General features: G+C 64.1%; 19 protein-coding genes and 1 pseudogene. 14 read left to right on the forward strand and 6 right to left on the reverse strand.

The annotated features are described in order from the left end of the window. Nucleotides 1–102 precede the first annotated feature (102 nt). Both phaC and A4C63_RS06615 read left to right on the forward strand, forming a co-directional pair. On the forward strand, nt 103–1,785 hold the full coding sequence (gene phaC, locus A4C63_RS06610) for a class II poly(R)-hydroxyalkanoic acid synthase (RefSeq protein WP_063912007.1): 1,683 nt from the start codon (nt 103–105) through the stop codon (nt 1,783–1,785). Nucleotides 1,786–1,798: 13 nt separating this feature from the next. After that, complete coding sequence (locus A4C63_RS06615; protein WP_063912008.1) at nt 1,799–2,413, forward strand: TetR/AcrR family transcriptional regulator; 615 nt, start codon at nt 1,799–1,801, stop codon at nt 2,411–2,413. A gap of 120 nt (nt 2,414–2,533) precedes the next feature. Here A4C63_RS06615 and A4C63_RS06620 read toward each other — a convergent pair whose 3' ends face one another. From A4C63_RS06620 to A4C63_RS06630, 3 genes are all read right to left on the reverse strand, one after another. Beyond that, nucleotides 2,534–3,319 carry a phasin family protein gene (locus A4C63_RS06620; RefSeq protein ID WP_063912009.1) on the reverse strand — a complete coding sequence of 262 codons (786 nt, stop codon included), beginning with the start codon at nt 3,317–3,319 and terminating at the stop codon, nt 2,534–2,536. 10 nt (nt 3,320–3,329) lie between these two features. Then, nucleotides 3,330–3,749 (reverse strand): phasin family protein, encoded by a 420-nt coding sequence (locus A4C63_RS06625; RefSeq protein ID WP_023663112.1) that lies wholly within the window; start codon nt 3,747–3,749, stop codon nt 3,330–3,332. Between the two features lie 122 nt (nt 3,750–3,871). Further along, nucleotides 3,872–4,147 carry a polyhydroxyalkanoic acid system family protein gene (locus A4C63_RS06630; RefSeq protein ID WP_015272091.1) on the reverse strand — a complete coding sequence of 92 codons (276 nt, stop codon included), beginning with the start codon at nt 4,145–4,147 and terminating at the stop codon, nt 3,872–3,874. A gap of 124 nt (nt 4,148–4,271) precedes the next feature. On the opposite strand from A4C63_RS06630, the gene ubiE reads away from it, so the two are divergent. From ubiE to A4C63_RS27010, 12 genes and pseudogenes are all read left to right on the forward strand, one after another. Next, nucleotides 4,272–5,042, forward strand: coding sequence for a bifunctional demethylmenaquinone methyltransferase/2-methoxy-6-polyprenyl-1,4-benzoquinol methylase UbiE (ubiE, locus tag A4C63_RS06635; protein ID WP_013974541.1), 771 nt, complete (start codon nt 4,272–4,274; stop codon nt 5,040–5,042). Next, nucleotides 5,042–5,665, forward strand: coding sequence for an SCP2 domain-containing protein (locus tag A4C63_RS06640; protein ID WP_063912010.1), 624 nt, complete (start codon nt 5,042–5,044; stop codon nt 5,663–5,665). The genes ubiE and A4C63_RS06640 overlap by 1 nt, the downstream gene beginning before the upstream one ends. Continuing rightward, nucleotides 5,662–7,281, forward strand: coding sequence for a ubiquinone biosynthesis regulatory protein kinase UbiB (gene ubiB / locus A4C63_RS06645; RefSeq protein ID WP_063912011.1), 1,620 nt, complete (start codon nt 5,662–5,664; stop codon nt 7,279–7,281). The genes A4C63_RS06640 and ubiB overlap by 4 nt, the downstream gene beginning before the upstream one ends. A gap of 72 nt (nt 7,282–7,353) precedes the next feature. Then, nucleotides 7,354–7,746 (forward strand): phosphoribosyl-AMP cyclohydrolase, encoded by a 393-nt coding sequence (gene hisI, locus A4C63_RS06650; protein WP_013974544.1) that lies wholly within the window; start codon nt 7,354–7,356, stop codon nt 7,744–7,746. Nucleotide 7,747: 1 nt separating this feature from the next. Further along, complete coding sequence (locus A4C63_RS06655; RefSeq protein WP_063912012.1) at nt 7,748–8,083, forward strand: phosphoribosyl-ATP diphosphatase; 336 nt, start codon at nt 7,748–7,750, stop codon at nt 8,081–8,083. A 154-nt stretch (nt 8,084–8,237) separates the two neighbouring features. Then, complete coding sequence (locus tag A4C63_RS06660) at nt 8,238–8,510, forward strand: twin-arginine translocase TatA/TatE family subunit (protein ID WP_063912013.1); 273 nt, start codon at nt 8,238–8,240, stop codon at nt 8,508–8,510. Nucleotides 8,511–8,513: 3 nt separating this feature from the next. Continuing rightward, entirely contained in the window at nt 8,514–8,891 is a 378-nt protein-coding gene (gene tatB, locus A4C63_RS06665) for a Sec-independent protein translocase protein TatB (protein ID WP_063912014.1), read from the forward strand. After that, nucleotides 8,888–9,676 carry a twin-arginine translocase subunit TatC gene (gene tatC / locus A4C63_RS06670; RefSeq protein WP_013974546.1) on the forward strand — a complete coding sequence of 263 codons (789 nt, stop codon included), beginning with the start codon at nt 8,888–8,890 and terminating at the stop codon, nt 9,674–9,676. Before tatB ends, tatC begins: the two co-directional genes overlap by 4 nt. After that, complete coding sequence (locus tag A4C63_RS06675; RefSeq protein WP_063912015.1) at nt 9,673–10,380, forward strand: 16S rRNA (uracil(1498)-N(3))-methyltransferase; 708 nt, start codon at nt 9,673–9,675, stop codon at nt 10,378–10,380. Before tatC ends, A4C63_RS06675 begins: the two co-directional genes overlap by 4 nt. Nucleotides 10,381–10,481: 101 nt before the next feature. After that, nucleotides 10,482–12,398, forward strand: a complete 1,917-nt coding sequence (locus tag A4C63_RS06680) for a methyl-accepting chemotaxis protein (protein ID WP_063912016.1) — start codon at nt 10,482–10,484, stop codon at nt 12,396–12,398. 262 nt (nt 12,399–12,660) lie between these two features. Beyond that, nucleotides 12,661–13,749: pseudogene (locus A4C63_RS27005) on the forward strand (methyl-accepting chemotaxis protein); the annotation flags it as partial. Between the two features lie 150 nt (nt 13,750–13,899). Continuing rightward, a complete protein-coding gene (locus A4C63_RS27010; RefSeq protein ID WP_371106037.1) occupies nt 13,900–14,604 on the forward strand; it encodes a methyl-accepting chemotaxis protein in 705 nt (234 codons plus the stop codon). Nucleotides 14,605–14,715: 111 nt separating this feature from the next. Here the strand turns inward: A4C63_RS27010 and A4C63_RS06690 are convergent, their stop codons facing one another. The 3 genes from A4C63_RS06690 to A4C63_RS06700 form a co-directional block, all read right to left on the reverse strand. After that, a complete protein-coding gene (locus A4C63_RS06690; RefSeq protein ID WP_063912406.1) occupies nt 14,716–15,450 on the reverse strand; it encodes an amino acid ABC transporter ATP-binding protein in 735 nt (244 codons plus the stop codon). Then, nucleotides 15,443–16,405 (reverse strand): amino acid ABC transporter permease, encoded by a 963-nt coding sequence (locus A4C63_RS06695; RefSeq protein WP_063912018.1) that lies wholly within the window; start codon nt 16,403–16,405, stop codon nt 15,443–15,445. The genes A4C63_RS06690 and A4C63_RS06695 overlap by 8 nt, the downstream gene beginning before the upstream one ends. Before the next feature lie 79 nt (nt 16,406–16,484). Continuing rightward, entirely contained in the window at nt 16,485–17,282 is a 798-nt protein-coding gene (locus A4C63_RS06700) for a transporter substrate-binding domain-containing protein (protein ID WP_024087841.1), read from the reverse strand.

The following is a 17,282-nucleotide window of genomic DNA, read 5'->3' on the forward strand; positions in this document are numbered from 1 at the left end:
CGCGGGCGCGCCCGCTCCCACAGGGACGGCGCCGAACCTGTGGGAGCGGGCATGCCCGCGAAGGTCTCGACAGCGAAACGGCTTAGACGAGGGAGTGTTGCCATGAAAGACAAACCGGCCAAAGGAACGCCAACGCTTCCCGCCACCAGCATGAACGTGCAGAACGCCATCCTCGGCCTGCGCGGCCGTGACCTGATTTCCACGCTGCGCAATGTCAGCCGCCAAAGCCTGCGCCATCCACTGCACACCGCGCATCACCTGTTGGCTCTGGGCAGCCAGCTGGGCCGGGTGATGCTGGGTGACACGCCGCATCAGCCGAACCCGCGCGATCCACGCTTCAACGATCCCACGTGGAGCCAGAACCCGTTCTACCGCCGTGGCCTGCAGGCCTACCTGGCCTGGCAGAAACAGACCCGCCTGTGGATCGAGGAAAGCCACCTGGACGACGATGACCGGGCCCGTGCGCACTTCCTGTTCAACCTGATCAACGATGCCCTGGCGCCGAGCAACTCGCTGCTCAACCCGCTGGCGGTCAAGGAACTGTTCAACAGCGGCGGCCAGAGCCTGGTACGCGGCGTGGCCCACCTGCTCGATGACCTGCGCCACAACGACGGCCTGCCACGCCAGGTCGACGAGCGCGCCTTCGAAGTGGGCGGTAACCTGGCCGCGACCGCCGGTGCCGTGGTGTTTCGCAACGAGCTGCTGGAGCTGATCCAGTACAAGCCGATGAGCGAAAAGCAGCACGCCAGGCCAATGCTGGTGGTGCCGCCGCAAATCAACAAGTTCTACATCTTCGACCTCAGCTCGACCAACAGCTTCGTCCAGTACATGCTCAAGAGCGGCCTGCAGGTGTTCATGGTCAGCTGGCGCAACCCCGACCCACGCCATCGCGAATGGGGCCTGTCCAGCTATGTGCAGGCCCTGGAAGAAGCGCTCAACGCCTGCCGCAGCATCAGCGGCAACCGCGACCCCAACCTGATGGGCGCCTGCGCCGGCGGCCTGACCATGGCCGCGCTGCAGGGCCACCTGCAGGCCAAGCACCAGCTGCGCCGAGTGCGCAGCGCCACCTACCTGGTCAGCCTGCTGGACAGCAAGTTCGAAAGCCCCGCCAGCCTGTTCGCCGACGAACAAACCATCGAGGCCGCCAAGCGCCGCTCCTACCAGCGCGGCGTGCTGGATGGCGCCGAGGTGGCGCGGATCTTCGCCTGGATGCGGCCCAACGACCTGATCTGGAACTACTGGGTAAACAACTACCTGCTCGGCAAGACACCACCGGCTTTCGACATCCTTTACTGGAACGCCGACAGCACGCGCCTGCCGGCCGCGCTGCATGGCGACCTGCTGGACTTCTTCAAGCTCAACCCGCTGACCCACCCTGCCGGCCTGGAGGTGTGCGGCACGCCCATTGACCTGCAGAAGGTCGAGCTGGACAGCTTCACCGTGGCCGGCAGCAACGACCACATCACCCCGTGGGACGCGGTGTACCGCTCGGCCTTGCTGCTGGGTGGCGACCGGCGCTTCGTGCTGGCCAACAGCGGGCATATCCAGAGCATCATCAACCCGCCCGGCAACCCCAAGGCCTACTACCTGGCCAACCCCAAGCTGTCCAGCGACCCGCGCGCCTGGTTCCACGACGCCAAGCGCAGCGAAGGCAGCTGGTGGCCATTGTGGCTGGAGTGGATCACCCCGCGTTCCGGCCCGCTCAAGGCACCGCGCAGCGAGCTGGGCAATGCCACCTACCCACCGCTGGGCCCTGCGCCGGGCACCTACGTGCTGACCCGATGAGCATGCCGACTGGATGAAGACTCGCGACCGTATCCTGGAATGTGCCCTGCAGCTGTTCAACCAGCAGGGCGAGCCGAACGTATCCACCCTGGAAATTGCCAACGAACTGGGCATCAGCCCCGGCAACCTGTACTACCACTTCCACGGCAAGGAGCCGTTGGTGCTGGGGCTGTTCGAGCGCTTTGAAGAAGCGCTGATGCCCTTGCTCGACCCGCCGCTGGAGGTACGCCTGGACGCCGAGGACTACTGGCTGTTCCTGCACCTGATCGTCGAACGCATGGCGCAGTACCGTTTCCTGTTCCAGGACCTGTCGAACCTGACCGGGCGCCTGCCCAAACTGGCCCGAGGCATGCGCAGCCTGATCAACGCGCTCAAGCGCACGCTGGCGGCGTTACTGGCCAGCCTCAAGGGCCAGGGACTGGTTGAGAGCGATACCCAGGCACTGGGGCAACTGGTGGAGCAGATCACCCTGACGCTGATGTTCTCGCTGGATTACCAGCGGGTACTGGGGCGCGAGGGGGATGTGGGGATTGTGGTGTACCAGGTGATGATGCTGGTGGCGCCGCATCTGCAGGCTCAGGCGCGGGGGGCGGCGGAGCAGTTGGCGGTGCGCTACCTGGAGGGGTAAGCCCGTCGTTTCGGCGACGCGGCTTTCGCGGGCATGCCCGCTCCCACAGGTGAAATGCAGTGCTCGAGTGCACACAGAACCTGTGGGAGCGGGCAAGCCCGCGAAGAAGGCGACGCGATATCAGATCAGAGTGCCGGTGCCTGTCGGTGCCGAAGGTGGGTTGCTGGCCGGAGCCGCGGTTGGTGCAGGAGCTGCGCTAGCGACCGGAGCGGCGCTGGCCGCTGGGGCTGCCGGCTTGGCAGCTGCCGGTTTCGCCGGTGCCTTCTTCACTGCAGGTTTCTTGGCTGCCGCAGGCTTGGCCGCGGCCGGTTTCGCCGCAGGTTTGGCTGCTACAGGTTTGGCAGCCGTCTTGGCAGCAGGTTTCGCCGCTACAGTCTTGGCCGTCGGCTTGGCCGCCGCGGTTTTCGCCGCAGGCTTGGCCGCTGCCGTCTTGGCCAGTGGCTTGGCCGCCTTGCTCGCAGCCGGTTTGGCCGCAGCAGTGCGCGACGAAATCGGCGTAACCGAAGCACCGGTCAATTTCTCGATCTGCTTGGTCAGGCTGTCCACCTGCTGGTGCAGGGCCTTGATCTCGTTGCGGCTCGGCACGCCAAGGCGCGAGATGGCGCTGTTCAGGCGCTTGTCGAAGGCCTCTTCGAGTTCGCTCCACTTGCCCAGCGCACGGTCCTTCACGCCCGACACACGCGAAGTGGTCGACGACTTGGCGGTTTCCGCCACGTCTTCAGCGGTCTTCTTCGCCTGCTTCTCGGCCTTCTCGCCATCCTTCACCAGCGAGTCGAACAGCTTCGGGCCGTCCTGGTCGATCTTCGAATAGATACCCAGCCCTGCCAGCCAGATCTTGCGGGAGTACTTCTCGATCCCGCCGACCCAGGAGCTGCCTTCTTTCTCGGAATTCTTCTTGCCAGCCATCCTGCTCTCCTTATGGTTTGTGCGCGACGCGCTCGAGCAGCTCGTGCAGCTGTTCAAGCTTGATGGACAACGCCTCAACGTCATGTTTAGACGGAATGCCCAGGCGATTCAAGGCGCGACCGACCCGCGCGTCGAAAGCTTTTTCGATCTTGTCCAGTTGAACTTCGACCTTGCCACGTACGCGGCTGACCTCCTGGGTCGCCTCGTCGATCTGGTTGTTGGCAGCATCGAGCTCTTTGTCGATGCGCTTCTTGCCACGCTTCTCGACGCCTTCGCCGGCCTTGACCAGCTCATTGAAGTAGTCGGAGCCTTCCTGGCCCACACGCGCATAGGCGCCGATGCCCGCCAGCCAGATCTTGCGCGCGTAGCCGCGCACCTCGCCCAGCGTGCCCGGGGCGTCGTCCTTTTTCTTCACAGTCACTTTGGCCATGCTCTGTACCTCATGCTCATGAGTGGAGGAGGAACCGCCCATGGAGGTTGGGCTTGAGCACAAGGTAGAGAGGGAAATTAGAATCTTCACCCTAAGGTGAACGAGCAGGGCCCGGGAAGGGATCAAGCCAGGGCTTTGTCCAGCGCCCGCTCGATCTCGCCCTTGATGGTGCCGCTCATCATCGACAGCATCATGCCCAGCTTCAACTCGACGCGGATGCGGTCATCGAAGATGTGCACGCTGCCGTTGGCACCGCTGCGCGCCACGTCGACCCGGTCACCGTTCCAGGTGGCCTTGAGGTCGTATTCGCGGGTCAGTTTGTCGACCAGCGCTTCGGCCTTGGCACGGGCGGCATCGCGGCCGAGGGAATGTTTGCGTTCGACGCTGATCTGGGTCATGCGGGTGTTCCTGAAGATGAAGACATAATGGGCATTATGCCCGCCCCTGCCCACTGGCACACCCCGCCAAGACAAATCCGCCCGTTCGCCCTAGAATGGCGGTAATTTTTTCCGGTGAAGCGATATGAACGACCAGCGCAAAGGCGACCACGCCGAACCCACCACCCATTTCGGTTACCAGGACGTCCCTGAAAGCCAGAAGGCGAAGAAAGTCGCCGAGGTGTTCCACTCGGTGGCGGCCAAGTACGACCTGATGAACGACGTGCTTTCCGGCGGCATGCACCGCCTGTGGAAGCGCTTCACCATCGAGCTGTCGGGCGTACGCGCCGGCAACCGTGTACTGGACATTGCCGGCGGTACCGGCGACCTGGCCGCCAAGTTCTCGCGGCTGGTCGGCCCGACCGGTCAGGTCGTGCTGGCCGACATCAACGAGTCGATGCTCAAGGTCGGCCGTGACCGCCTGCTCGACCGTGGCGTGGCCGGCAACATCGAGTTCGTCCAGGCCGACGCCGAGAAGCTGCCATTCCCGGACAACCACTTCGACTGCGTGACCATCGCCTTCGGCCTGCGCAACGTCACCCACAAGGATGAAGCCATCCGCTCGATGCTGCGCGTGCTCAAGCCGGGCGGCCGCCTGCTGGTGCTGGAGTTCTCCAAGCCGACCAACAAGCTGATGTCCAAGGCCTACGACGCCTATTCGTTCGCCTTCATGCCACTGGCCGGCAAGCTGATCACCAACGATTCGGAAAGCTACCGTTACCTCGCCGAATCGATCCGCATGCACCCCGATCAGGAAACCCTGAAAGCCATGATGGTCGAGGCCGGTTTCGACCGTGTCACCTACCACAACATGACCAGCGGCATCGTCGCCGTGCACCGGGGGATCAAGCCCTGATGCTGCTGGCCGGGCTGCTCGCCAGCGTCGAACATGGCCTGAACCGCGTCCTGCGCATGGACAGCACGGCCCTGCCGCGGCTGGCCGCGCTGGACGGCAAGGTCATCGAGATCGACTGCCGCCAGCCGGCCCTGCAGGTGTTCATCCTGCCCGATGAAGAGGGCCTGATGCTCGCCGCCCACTGGCAAGGCGAGGTCGACTGCAGCCTGCGCGCCCCGGCCGGCAGCCTGGCGCAACTGGCCCTGGCCAAGGACAAGACCGCCGTGCTGCACAGCCCGCAGGTCGAACTGCATGGCGACAGCGCCGTGCTGCTCGACCTGTTCGGTGTGCTGCAGGACCTGGAGCTTGACTGGGAGCACGAGCTGCAACGCTGGCTCGGCCCGGTCGCCACGGCGCTGCTGGCCGGCCATATCCGCCTGCGCGTACGCTGGACCCGCCAGGGCCTGGCGCGCTTCAGCCAGAACCTTTCCGAGTACCTGGCCGAAGAGTCCCGCACCCTGGTCGGCAAGCGCGAAGCCGAAGCCGCCTTCAGCGAGCTCGATGCCCTGAAGCTCGATACAGAACGCCTCGAGGCGCGCCTCAAGCGCCTCTCCCGATCCCTTGATACCAGCGATAACGCATGAAGCTGCTCGCCGTCCGCCGTCTTTTTCGCATCCAGCGTGTGGTGATCCGCTACCGTCTCGATGACCTGCTGTTCGACCTGCCGCTGCCCTGGTGGCTGATGAGCCTGCGCCTGCTGATGCCGTGGCGCTGGCTGCCGCGCAAGCCGAGCGAGCTCAGCCGTGGCGCGCGCCTGCGCATGGCCCTGCAGGACCTGGGGCCGATCTTCATCAAGTTCGGCCAGTTGCTGTCCACCCGCCGTGACCTGCTGCCCAACGACATTGCCGATGAGCTGATGCTGCTGCAGGACCGCGTGCCGCCGTTCGACCCCAAGCAGGCCGTGGCGCTGATCGAGGCTCAGCTGGGCGCCCCGGTGACGCAACTGTTCAGCCGCTTCGACGTCGAGCCGCTGGCCTCGGCCTCGGTGGCCCAGGTGCACGCTGCGCGCCTGAAAAGTGGCGAGGAAGTGGTGGTCAAGGTGGTACGCCCGGGCCTGAAGCCGGTGATCGCCCAGGACCTGGCCTGGCTGTTCCTCATCGCCAAGGCCGCCGAACGCGCTTCGGCCGACGCCCGCCGCCTGCACCCGGTGGAAATCGTCGGCGACTACGAAAAAACCATCTACGACGAGCTCGACCTGCTGCGCGAAGCGGCCAACGCCAGCCAGCTGCGGCGCAACTTCGAAGGCTCCGAGCTGATGTACGTGCCCCAGGTGTACTGGGACCTGTGCCGCCCCAAGGTGCTGGTGATGGAGCGTATCTACGGCGTGCCGGTGACCGACATGACCACCTTGGCCGACCAGCGCACCGACATGAAACTGCTGGCCGAACGGGGCGTGGAGGTGTTCTTCACCCAAGTGTTCCGCGACAGTTTCTTCCATGCCGACATGCACCCCGGCAACATCTTCGTCAGCACGGTCAAACCGTGGAGCCCGCAGTACATCGCCATCGACTGCGGCATCGTCGGCAGCCTGACCGCCGAGGACCAGGACTACCTGGCGCGCAACCTGATCGCTTTCTTCAAGCGTGACTACCGCCGCGTCGCCCAGTTGCACATCGACTCGGGCTGGGTGCCGGCACACACCAAGGTCAACGAGTTCGAAGCGGCGATCCGCACCGTGTGCGAGCCGATCTTCGAAAAACCGTTAAAGGATATTTCCTTCGGCCAGGTGCTGATGCGTCTGTTCCAGACCGCCCGGCGCTTCAACATGGAAGTGCAGCCGCAGTTGGTATTGCTGCAGAAGACCCTGCTCAACATCGAAGGCCTGGGCCGCCAGCTGTACCCCGACCTGGACCTGTGGAGCACCGCCAAGCCATTCCTCGAGCGCTGGATGCGCGACCGCATGAGCCCCAAGGCCGTGCTCGGCAACATCCACAGCCAGGTCGAGCAACTGCCACACCTGGCCGACATGGCCCGCGACCTGCTCGAACGCCTGTCACAACCGCACCTGCACGATCCGCAACTGCCAGAGCGGCGCCGCCAGGGCGACCGCTGGGCGCTGCGCCTGCTCGGTGCCGGCCTGCTCGGCGGAGGCGCGGTCCTGGCCGCTGGCGCCGCCGCAGCCGCCAGCCTGGCCGCCCCTGCCGCCTGGCCGGCCTGGCTGATGCTGGCCGCCGGCCTTTACCTGATCGTGCGCCAATAGCCAGCCGCGCCCATGGCTGGCACACTAGCGCAAAGGGCCCGGCACAGGAGCGGGCCCGCTTTGGAGTCGACGATGAAAGACTGGCTGGACGAGATCAAGTGGAACAGCGAAGGCCTGGTACCGGCGATCGCCCAGGACCACAAGACCGGACGCGTGCTGATGATGGCCTGGATGAACCGCGAATCGCTGGCCCTGACTGCCGCCGAGCAGCGCGCCATCTACTGGTCGCGTTCGCGTGGCAAGCTGTGGCGCAAGGGCGAGGAATCCGGGCATGTGCAGAAGCTGCATGAAATGCGCCTGGACTGCGATGCCGACGTGATCATCCTGATGGTCGAGCAACTGGGCCATATCGCCTGCCATACCGGCCGTGAAAGCTGCTTCTACCGCGTCTTCGAGGACGGCCAGTGGAAAACCGTCGACCCGGTCCTGAAAGACCCGGATGCCATCTACAGCGCAGGACACTGACATGAGCGACACCCTCAACCGCCTGGCCGAAGTGCTTGAAGAACGCAAGCAAGCGGCGCCCGACAGCTCCTACGTGGCCAGCCTGTACCACAAGGGCCTGAACAAGATCCTCGAAAAGCTCGGCGAAGAGTCGGTCGAGACGATCATTGCCGCCAAGGACGCTGCGCTCAGCAAGGATTACAGCGATGTCATCTACGAAACCGCCGACCTGTGGTTTCATAGCCTGGTAATGCTCAGCGCGCTGGGCCAGCATCCGCAGGCCGTGCTTGACGAGCTGGAACGCCGCTTCGGGCTTTCCGGGCATGATGAGAAGGCCGCACGCCAGCCTTCGGCCTGACGTATTTTCGGGCGCCTGTGGGAGCGGGCGTGCCCGCGAAGAATGCGACGCGGTGCATGGCACCGGCTACGCCGGTGTTCGCGGACATGCCCGCTCCCACAGGGGCCGTGTTGCCGGATCGATTTGCTGTACACACATTTTTCAGGAGTACGAAATGGGTATCTTTGACTGGAAACACTGGATCGTCCTGCTGGTGGTCGTGGTCCTGGTGTTCGGCACCAAGAAGCTGAAGAACTTCGGCAGTGACCTGGGCGAGTCGATCAAGGGCTTCCGCAAGGCCATGAACGACGAAGAGAATAAGCCGGCCGAGCAGACCCCGCCACCTGCCCAACCCGTTCCACCGGTGCAGAACACTGCCCAGCAGAACCAGGGCCACACCATCGAAGGCCAGGCCCAGCCGGCCCAAGAGCCGCAGCGGAAAGACTGACCAATGTTCGGCATCAGTTTCAGCGAGCTGCTGCTCGTCGGCCTGGTCGCCCTGCTGGTGCTCGGCCCCGAGCGCCTGCCCGGTGCCGCGCGCACGGCAGGCCTGTGGATCGGCCGGCTAAAGCGCAGCTTCAACAGCATCAAGATGGAGGTGGAGCGCGAAATCGGCGCCGACGAAATCCGCCGCCAGCTGCACAACGAGCACATCCTGCAGATGGAAGAGGAAGCCAAGCGCATCCTCAACCCGATGACACCACCGGCGCAGCCACCCGTCACCACCGCAACCGTGCAGCCCCCCGCCGGGCTCGAAGCCAGGCCGGTCGATACTGCTGCCGCCCCGGCCACGCCTTCTGAACCGCCTCAACCGCCGCGAGCCCCATGAGCGAGAATCCGGAACACGACCAGCCGATGCCGCTGGTTTCGCACCTGACCGAACTGCGCACTCGCCTGTTGCGCTGCGTTGCCGTCATTTTCCTGATCTTTGCCGGGCTGTTCTCCTTCGCCCAGCAGATCTACACCCTGGTCTCCGCGCCGCTGCGCGAACACTTGCCGGCCAATGCGACGATGATCGCCACCGACGTGGCTTCGCCGTTCCTCACGCCGTTCAAGCTGACCATGATCGTCTCGCTGTTCCTGGCAATCCCGTTCATCCTCCAGCAGATCTGGGGCTTCATCGCGCCCGGGTTGTACCGCCATGAAAAGCGCATCGCCATTCCACTGCTGGTGTCGAGCATATTCCTGTTCTACGCCGGCATGGCCTTCGCCTATTTCCTGGTGTTCCCGCTGATCTTTGGCTTCTTCGCCAGCGCCACGCCGGAAGGCGTGTCGATGATGACTGACATCGCCAGCTACCTCGACTTCGTGATGACGCTGTTCTTCGCCTTTGGCGTGGCCTTCGAAATCCCGGTGGCTGTGGTGCTGCTGGTATGGATCGGCGTGGTCGACGTGAAGTACCTGAAGAAGATTCGCCCCTACGTGATCATCGGCTGCTTCGTGGTCGGCATGGTCCTTACCCCACCGGACATCTTCTCCCAGACCCTGCTGGCCGTACCCATGTGGCTGTTGTTCGAGATCGGCGTGCTGTGCGGCAGCCTGATTCGCAAGCGCAGCGCCCACGATGAAACCGCCAACGACCACAACGACCAGCCACCAGCGACCCAACCGTGAACCTGTTGCTCCTTGAAGAGGCCGACTTCGTCTCGGCCGACCGCGTCGTTCTCGCTGACCGGCGCCTCACCCACATGCAGGACATCCACCGCGTGGCGGTGGGCGACAACCTGCGCGTAGGCCGTATCAACGGCCTGATGGGCAAGGCCACGGTGCTGCGCCTGGAAAAGCACGAAGCCGAACTGGAAGTCGCCTTTGACCAGCAGCCACCGGCCAAGCTGCCGCTGACCCTGGTGCTGGCCGTACCCCGGCCGAAAATGCTGCGCCGGCTGTTCCAGACCGTGGCCACCCTCGGCGTGCCGCGGCTGATCCTGGTGAACAGCTACAAGGTCGAGAAAAGCTTCTGGCAAACACCGTTCCTGCAGCCGGACAGCATTCGCGACAACCTCATCCTCGGCCTGGAACAGGCGCGCGACACCGTGCTGCCCGAGGTGATCATCGAGAAGCGCTTCAAGCCCTTCGTCGAAGACCGCCTGCCCGCCATCGCCGCAGGCACCCTGGGCCTGGTCGGCCACCCCGGCCCCTACCCCGCCTGCCCGCGCGCCGTGGAGCAAGCCGTGACCCTGGCCATCGGCCCCGAGGGTGGCTGGATCCCCTATGAGGTGGACCTGCTGGGCAAGGCAGGCCTGGCACCGGTGCAACTGGGCGAGCGTATCCTGCGGGTCGAGACTGCGGTAACGGCGCTGCTTTCGCGCATTTTCTGACGTAAACGCCGCATTTTCGCCCATCAAGTTTCCTTCTCCCTGGCCGATGGCCTTGGCAACACAACAATCATTTGTGCTGCCACGCCGCCAGGGAGTCGTATATGTATCAATGGTTCGCCCAATCGTTGGGCAATGTGAGCGTCAACCGCAAACTGGGGCTGGGCTTCGGCCTGGTGCTGCTGTTGACCCTGGCCATTACCCTGGCCGGCTGGCACGGCATGGACAGCATCATCGACCGTGGCGACAAGCTGGGAAACATCTCGGTGATCCAGCAGTACACCCAGGAACTGCGCATCGCCCGCCAGCATTACCAGCGCCAGCGTGATGAAGCCTCGGTGGCAGAGCTGGAAAAAGCCCTGGCCAACCTCGACCGCCAGGTACAACTGATGATCGGGCAGATCGAACTCCCCGCCGACCGCCAGCGCCTGGAGCAACAACGCGAGGCAGTGCGTACCTACCAGCAGGCGTTCAACGAGCTGAAGCAGGCCGGCCAACGCCGCGAAGCCAGCCGTGGCGTGCTGGGCGACACTGCCGACAAGGCTGCGGAGCTGATCGGCCGGGTACAGCGGGGCCTGCTGCAAGGTGGCGATATCAACCAGTACCAGCACGCAGTGGAAGTCAGCGCCCTGCTGCAGCAGGCACGCTTCCAGGTGCGTGGCTACACCTATAGCGGCAATGCCGATTTCCAGCAAACGGCGCTGAAGGCCATCGACCAGGCCCTGGCCGAGCTGCGCGCGCTACCGGCCAAAGTGCCGGCGGAACATGCCGCCAGCCTGGACGATGCCGCCACTGCCATGGCCGGCTACCGCGACGCAGTCACCCAGTTCGGCAATGCCCAGGCCGCCAGTGAGCAAGCCCTGCAGCACATGGCCGAGCAAGGCACGGTACTGCTGCAAACCAGCCAGGCGATGACCACCTCGCAAACCGAGGTGCGTGACGCCGGCGCGGCCCAGGCCAAGACCCTGCTCGCCGTGGCCACCGTGCTGGCCCTGGCCCTCGGCCTGCTGGCGGCCTGGGCCATCACCCGGCAGATCATCATCCCGCTGCGCCAGACCTTGCGCGCCGCCGAGCGCGTGGCCAGTGGCGACCTGACTCAAACGCTGCAGGTACAACGCCGTGACGAACTGGGCCAGTTGCAAGCCAGCATGCAGCGCATGACCCAGGGCCTGCGCGAACTGATCGGCGGCATCGGTGATGGCGTCACGCAGATCGCCAGCGCTGCCGAGGAGCTGTCAGCGGTGACCGAGCAGACCAGCGCCGGGGTCAACAACCAGAAGGTCGAGACTGATCAGGTAGCGACCGCCATGAACCAGATGACCGCTACCGTGCATGAAGTGGCCCGCAATGCCGAGCAGGCCTCGGAAGCCGCATTGATGGCCGACCAGCAAGCCCGCGAAGGCGACCGTGTGGTGGGCGAAGCGGTGGCGCAGATCGAGCGCCTGGCCGGCGAAGTGGTCAACTCCAGCGAAGCGATGAACCAGCTCAAGGCCGAGAGCGACAAGATCGGCAGCGTGCTCGACGTGATCAAGTCGGTGGCTCAGCAGACCAACCTGCTGGCCCTCAACGCGGCGATCGAAGCGGCCCGTGCCGGCGAGGCCGGACGTGGCTTTGCCGTGGTGGCCGATGAAGTGCGCAGCCTGGCGCAGCGTACCCAGCAATCGACTGAAGAGATCGAAGAGCTGATTGCCGGCCTGCAAAGCGGCACCCAGCGCGTGGCCAGCGTGATGGACAGCAGCCGCCAGTTGACCGACAGCAGCGTCGAACTGACCCGCCGTGCCGGCAGCTCGCTGGAAACCATCACCCGCACCGTGTCGTCGATCCAGGCGATGAACCAGCAGATTGCCACTGCCGCGGAAGAACAGACAGCCGTGGCCGAGGAGATCAACCGCAGTGTGATGAATGTGCGGGACATTTCTGACCAGACCTCGGCAGCCAGTGAGGAGACGGCCAGCTCCAGCATGGAGCTGGCGCGGTTGGGTACCCATTTGCAGGGGTTGGTGGGGCGGTTCAGGCTCTAGGCTGATGGGTGGGTCGCCTGTGCCGGCCTCTTCGCGGGTAAACCCGCTCCCACAGGTACTGCACAGGTGTTGAGAGCTGTGCAGTACCTGTGGGAGCGGGTTTACCCGCGAAGAGGCCGGCACAGGCAGAATCCTCCCACATGCTGCGGTGAAATTTCCTACCTGATTATCAGGTCAAGTCCTACAACTCCGCTGCCGATTGGCAGAGGTGTGATGCCGGCAATACGCCCGCCTCCCTCTCTCAATCGCACGGAGACCTCCCATGCTCGGCTACCTCAACCGCAAGCTCGGCAACATCAGTGTCGGTGCCAAACTGGCTCTCGGCTTCGCCGTGGTTCTGCTGCTTACCCTGGCCACCACCATCAGCGGCTGGCGTGCACTGGATGGCGCCATTGTGCGCTCACAGCAACTCAGCGAAATCGGCCTGATCAATGACCTGACCAAGGACCTGCGCGCAGAGCGCATCACTTACCGCGTGCTGAACGACAACGCCAGCAAATCACGCATCATCACCATCCTCGAGCAACTGAACAGCATGCTTGCCACGCTGCAACAACGCAGCAACGTCGATGAGTCACGGCAGATGCTGACCGACAAACTGGCACTGCTGCAGCGCCTGCGCGATGACTTCAGCGAACTGCAACGCATCGTCGCCAACCGTATCGCCCTGCGCGAGGCCATGCAGGCGCAGGAACAGAAGCTCAACGAGGCGATCGACGAACTGCAGACCCAGGCCTTGCTGGAGATGCCTGCCGACAGTCAGCAAGGCGGCGTGCTGAGCCTGATGGATACCCTCAGCCGGCATATCGACGGTGCCAACCAGCAGAGCTTGGTGCCGGCCTACACCTTCACCCCTGTCGAGGACTTCGCCAAGGTCGGCGACAGCGCCCTGGACGCTGCCGATACCAGCCTGGGGCAACTGCTCAAGAGCCTTGCTCCGCTGCGCCTGCCACGCGCCGTCACCGAGCAGCCCGGAATCGAGCTGGCCAAGTACCGCACCAGCCTGGACCAGTACCGCCACGCCGCGGTGCAGGTCGAGCAATTGCAGAACAACCTGGAAAAGATGGGCAATGAGTTGCGCGCGGTAAGCCTGGAGCTCGGCAAGCGCAAGGTCGAGCAACGCGACAGCGAAGCCCTGGCTGCCCGCTCGCTGCTGACCAGCGTGGCGCTACTGGCGCTGGCGGTGGGTGTGCTGGCCGCCTGGCTGATCACCCTGCAGATCACCCAACCCTTGCGCCAGACCCTGGCCGTAGCCGCACGCATCGCCAAGGGCGACCTGAGCCAGGTCGAAACGGTGCAGCGGTGCGACGAGATGGGCCAGTTACAGACCAGCATGCGCGAAATGACCTTGAGCCTGCGCGAGCTGATCGGTGGCATCGACCAAGGCGTCGGGCAACTGTCACAGGCAGCCTCGGAGCTGGCAACCCGCAGCGAGGACACCAAACTGCGCATCAACCAGCAGCGCGAGGAAACCGACCAGGTGGCAACTGCCATGAACCAGATGAGCGCCACCGTACAGGAAGTGGCGCAGAACGCCGAACAGGCCTCGCTGGCCGCGACAAACGCCGACCAGCAGGCGCAGATGGGCGACCAGGTAGTGGCCGAGGCCATCGGCCGTATCGAACAACTGGCCAGGCAGATGGACCATTGTCTGGCGGCCATGCAGCACCTGGCAGGCGAGAGCCAGCGTATCAGCGGCATCCTTGATGTGATCAAGTCGGTGTCCGAGCAGACCAACCTGCTGGCCCTGAACGCGGCGATCGAAGCGGCACGGGCCGGTGAAGCCGGGCGTGGATTTGCCGTGGTGGCGGACGAAGTACGTGGGCTGGCACAGCGCACCTCGACGGCGACCGAGGAAATTGGCCAGCTGATCGACAGCCTGCACAACGGGACTGATGAAGTGACACGGTTGCTGGACAGCAGCAAGAGCCTGACTGAACAGAGCGTGGAGCTGAGCCGCAAGGCAGGGCATGCGTTGAGCCAGATCACCGATACGGTGTCGAACATCCAGGGTATGAACCAGCAAATAGCCACGGCCAGCGAAGAGCAGAGCGTGGTGGCCGAGCAGATCAACCGCAGCGTGCTGAATGTGCGCGATGTGTCGGATCAGACCAGTGCGGCCAGTGAGCAGACGGCGGCGTCGAGTGGCGAACTGGAGCAGTTGGGGCAACAGTTGCGGGGGATGGTGGGGCGGTTCAACATCTAGACAGGAGTCGCCTGCTTCGCGGGTAAACCCGCTCCTACAAGTACCTCGCCGCTCTCAAAGTCGGTGCAGTACCTGTGGGAGCGGGTTTACCCGCGAAGAGGCCGGTGCAGGTTAAAGCACCTGGCGCAGGAACGCCTGCGCGCGCGGGTCCTTCGGCGCGGCAAAGAACGCGGCCGGGGCCGAATCCTCCAGCAGCTTGCCATGGTCGAAGAACAGCACGCGGTCCGCCACTTCACGGGCGAAGCCCATTTCGTGGGTAACGCAGACCATGGTCATGCCTTCCTGGGCCAGGGTCTTCATCACGTCCAGCACTTCGCCGACCATTTCCGGGTCAAGCGCCGAGGTTGGCTCGTCGAACAGCATCACCTTCGGGTCCATGGCCAACGCGCGGGCGATCGCCACCCGCTGCTGCTGGCCACCGGACAGGCGCGACGGGTATTCGTTGGCCTTCTGCGCAATGCCCACTTTCTCCAGCAGCGCCCTGGCCTTGGCTTCGCGGTCGGCCTTGTTACGCTTGCGCACCACCTTCTGCGCCAGGCACAGGTTTTCCAGCACGGTCATGTGCGGGAACAGGTTGAAGTGCTGGAACACCATGCCGACTTCGCGGCGGTAGGCATTGATGTCGGTCTTCGGGTCGGCCAGTTGCAGGCCGTCGATGGCCACATGGCCTTCGTCGAAATGCTCCAGGCCGTTGAGGCAGCGCAGGAAGGTCGACTTGCCCGAGCCCGACGGGCCGAGCACCACCACCACTTCGCCCTTGGCGACCTGGGTGGTGACGTTGTCCACAGCCCGGACCACGTGGCCACGGGTGTCGAAGACTTTCAGCAGGTCACGGACTTCAATCACTTTGCGCAAGCCTCCGCTCGAGCCGGCTTGCCAGGTGCGACAGCGGCAGGTTGATCAGCAGGTACAGGCCTGCCACACAGAACCAGATCTCGAAGGTCGAGAACGAGGTGGTGATGGCCTCGCGGCCGCTCTTGGTCAGTTCGGTGATGGCGATCACCGAGACCAGCGAGGTGTCCTTGACCAGGCTGATGAACTGGCCGGCCAAAGGCGGCAGCACGCGTTTGAACGCCTGCGGCAGGATCACGTGGCGCATCGACTGGCCCGCGTTCAGGCCCAGCGAGCGGGCCGCTTCGTTCTGGCCCTTGGCGATGGACTGCACGCCGGCACGAACGATTTCCGCCACGTAGGCGCCAGTGAACAGCGCCAGTGCGGCCACCCCGGCAAACTCGCGGGACAGGTTGAGCACGGTACCGATGAAGAAGTAGAAGATGAAGATCTGCACCAGCAGCGGGGTACCGCGCACCAGTTCGACATACACCGTCGTCAGGTCACGCAGGGTGGGGTTGCTGGACAGCCGGCAGAGGCCGGCGAACAGGCCGATGAGCAGGCCCAGGGCACCGGAAACCACCGAAATCCACAGGGTGGTCCACAGCCCCCAGACCAGCGGGCCGGCCGCCCAGTGGCGGGTGACGCCAATCTGGTCGCCTTCGGCCACATCGTCGCCGCGGGCCAGCTGCAGGCTGTCCTTGGCCACGTCGAGTACCTGCTCGGCACCGCTCTCATCTTTCAGCGTGACACGGGCATTGTCGCCCGAGATGACAATCTCCTGCACGGTGCCGTAAGCGGCGGCGCGCTGTGCTTCCTCGGCCTTGTAGGCGAAGTACTGCGGTACGCGGTTCCAGCGCCACTCGTAGGAAATCATCGAGGTGGCCATGTACAGGCTGAACGCCAGGCCCACCAGGACCAGGGCAGTCAAACCGTGCCAGGGCCACTGGGCTTTCTTGTGTTTGATCACGTGGGGTACTTCCGTAAATGCGAACGCGCAGGGTTTGCCTGCGCGTCGGGGTCATAAAGCCGGGCTTGTGGCCTGGGCCTTATTCCATTTCCTTCAGCCAGTCCTTGTTCTTGAACCACTTGTCGTGAATACGATCGTAGGTCCCGTCATGCTTGATCTGGTGCAGGAAGTTGTTGATGAAGTTGATGCTGTCGTAGTCGCCTTTCTTCAGGCCGAAGGCCAGCGGCTCGTAGGTGAAGGGTTCTTCGAGGAACAGCAGCTTGCCGGCACCGGCCTTGTCCACTGCCACCACGTTGTACGGCGCGTCGTAGACGAAGGCGTCAGCCTTGCCGTTGACCACGTCCATCACAGCTTCCTGCTCGTTGTCGTAGCCGTGGTACTTGGCCTTGGCGATCAGCTTCTTGGAAACCATTTCGCCGGTGGTGCCGAGCTTGGAGGTGATGCGGTACTTCTCGTTGTTCAGGTCCTTGTACGACTTGATCTCGCCCGCCAGTTCCTTGCGGATCAGCAGGGTCTGGCCAACCACGATGAAGGGTTCGCTGAAATTCAGGCGCAGGTTGCGTTCCTGGGTCAGGGTCATGCCGCTGCCGATCATGTCGAACTTGTCGGTCAGCAGGGCCGGGATGATGCCGTCATAGGCGGTGGAGACCGGCTCGAACTTGACGCCCATGGACTTGGCCATGGCTTTGAGGATATCGACTTCGAAGCCGATGATCTCGCCACGCTTGTTGGTCATCTGGAACGGCATGTAGGTCGGGTCCATGCCCACCCGCAGGGTGCCGCGCTTGACCGCGTCATCGATGGCGCCCGCCTGGGCCGCCGTCACGGCGACCAGGGCGGTGACACCGACCAGCAGTCGCGAAAGGTATTTCTTGAT

This window comes from Pseudomonas sp. p21, assembly GCF_001642705.1.
Lineage (GTDB): Bacteria > Pseudomonadota > Gammaproteobacteria > Pseudomonadales > Pseudomonadaceae > Aquipseudomonas.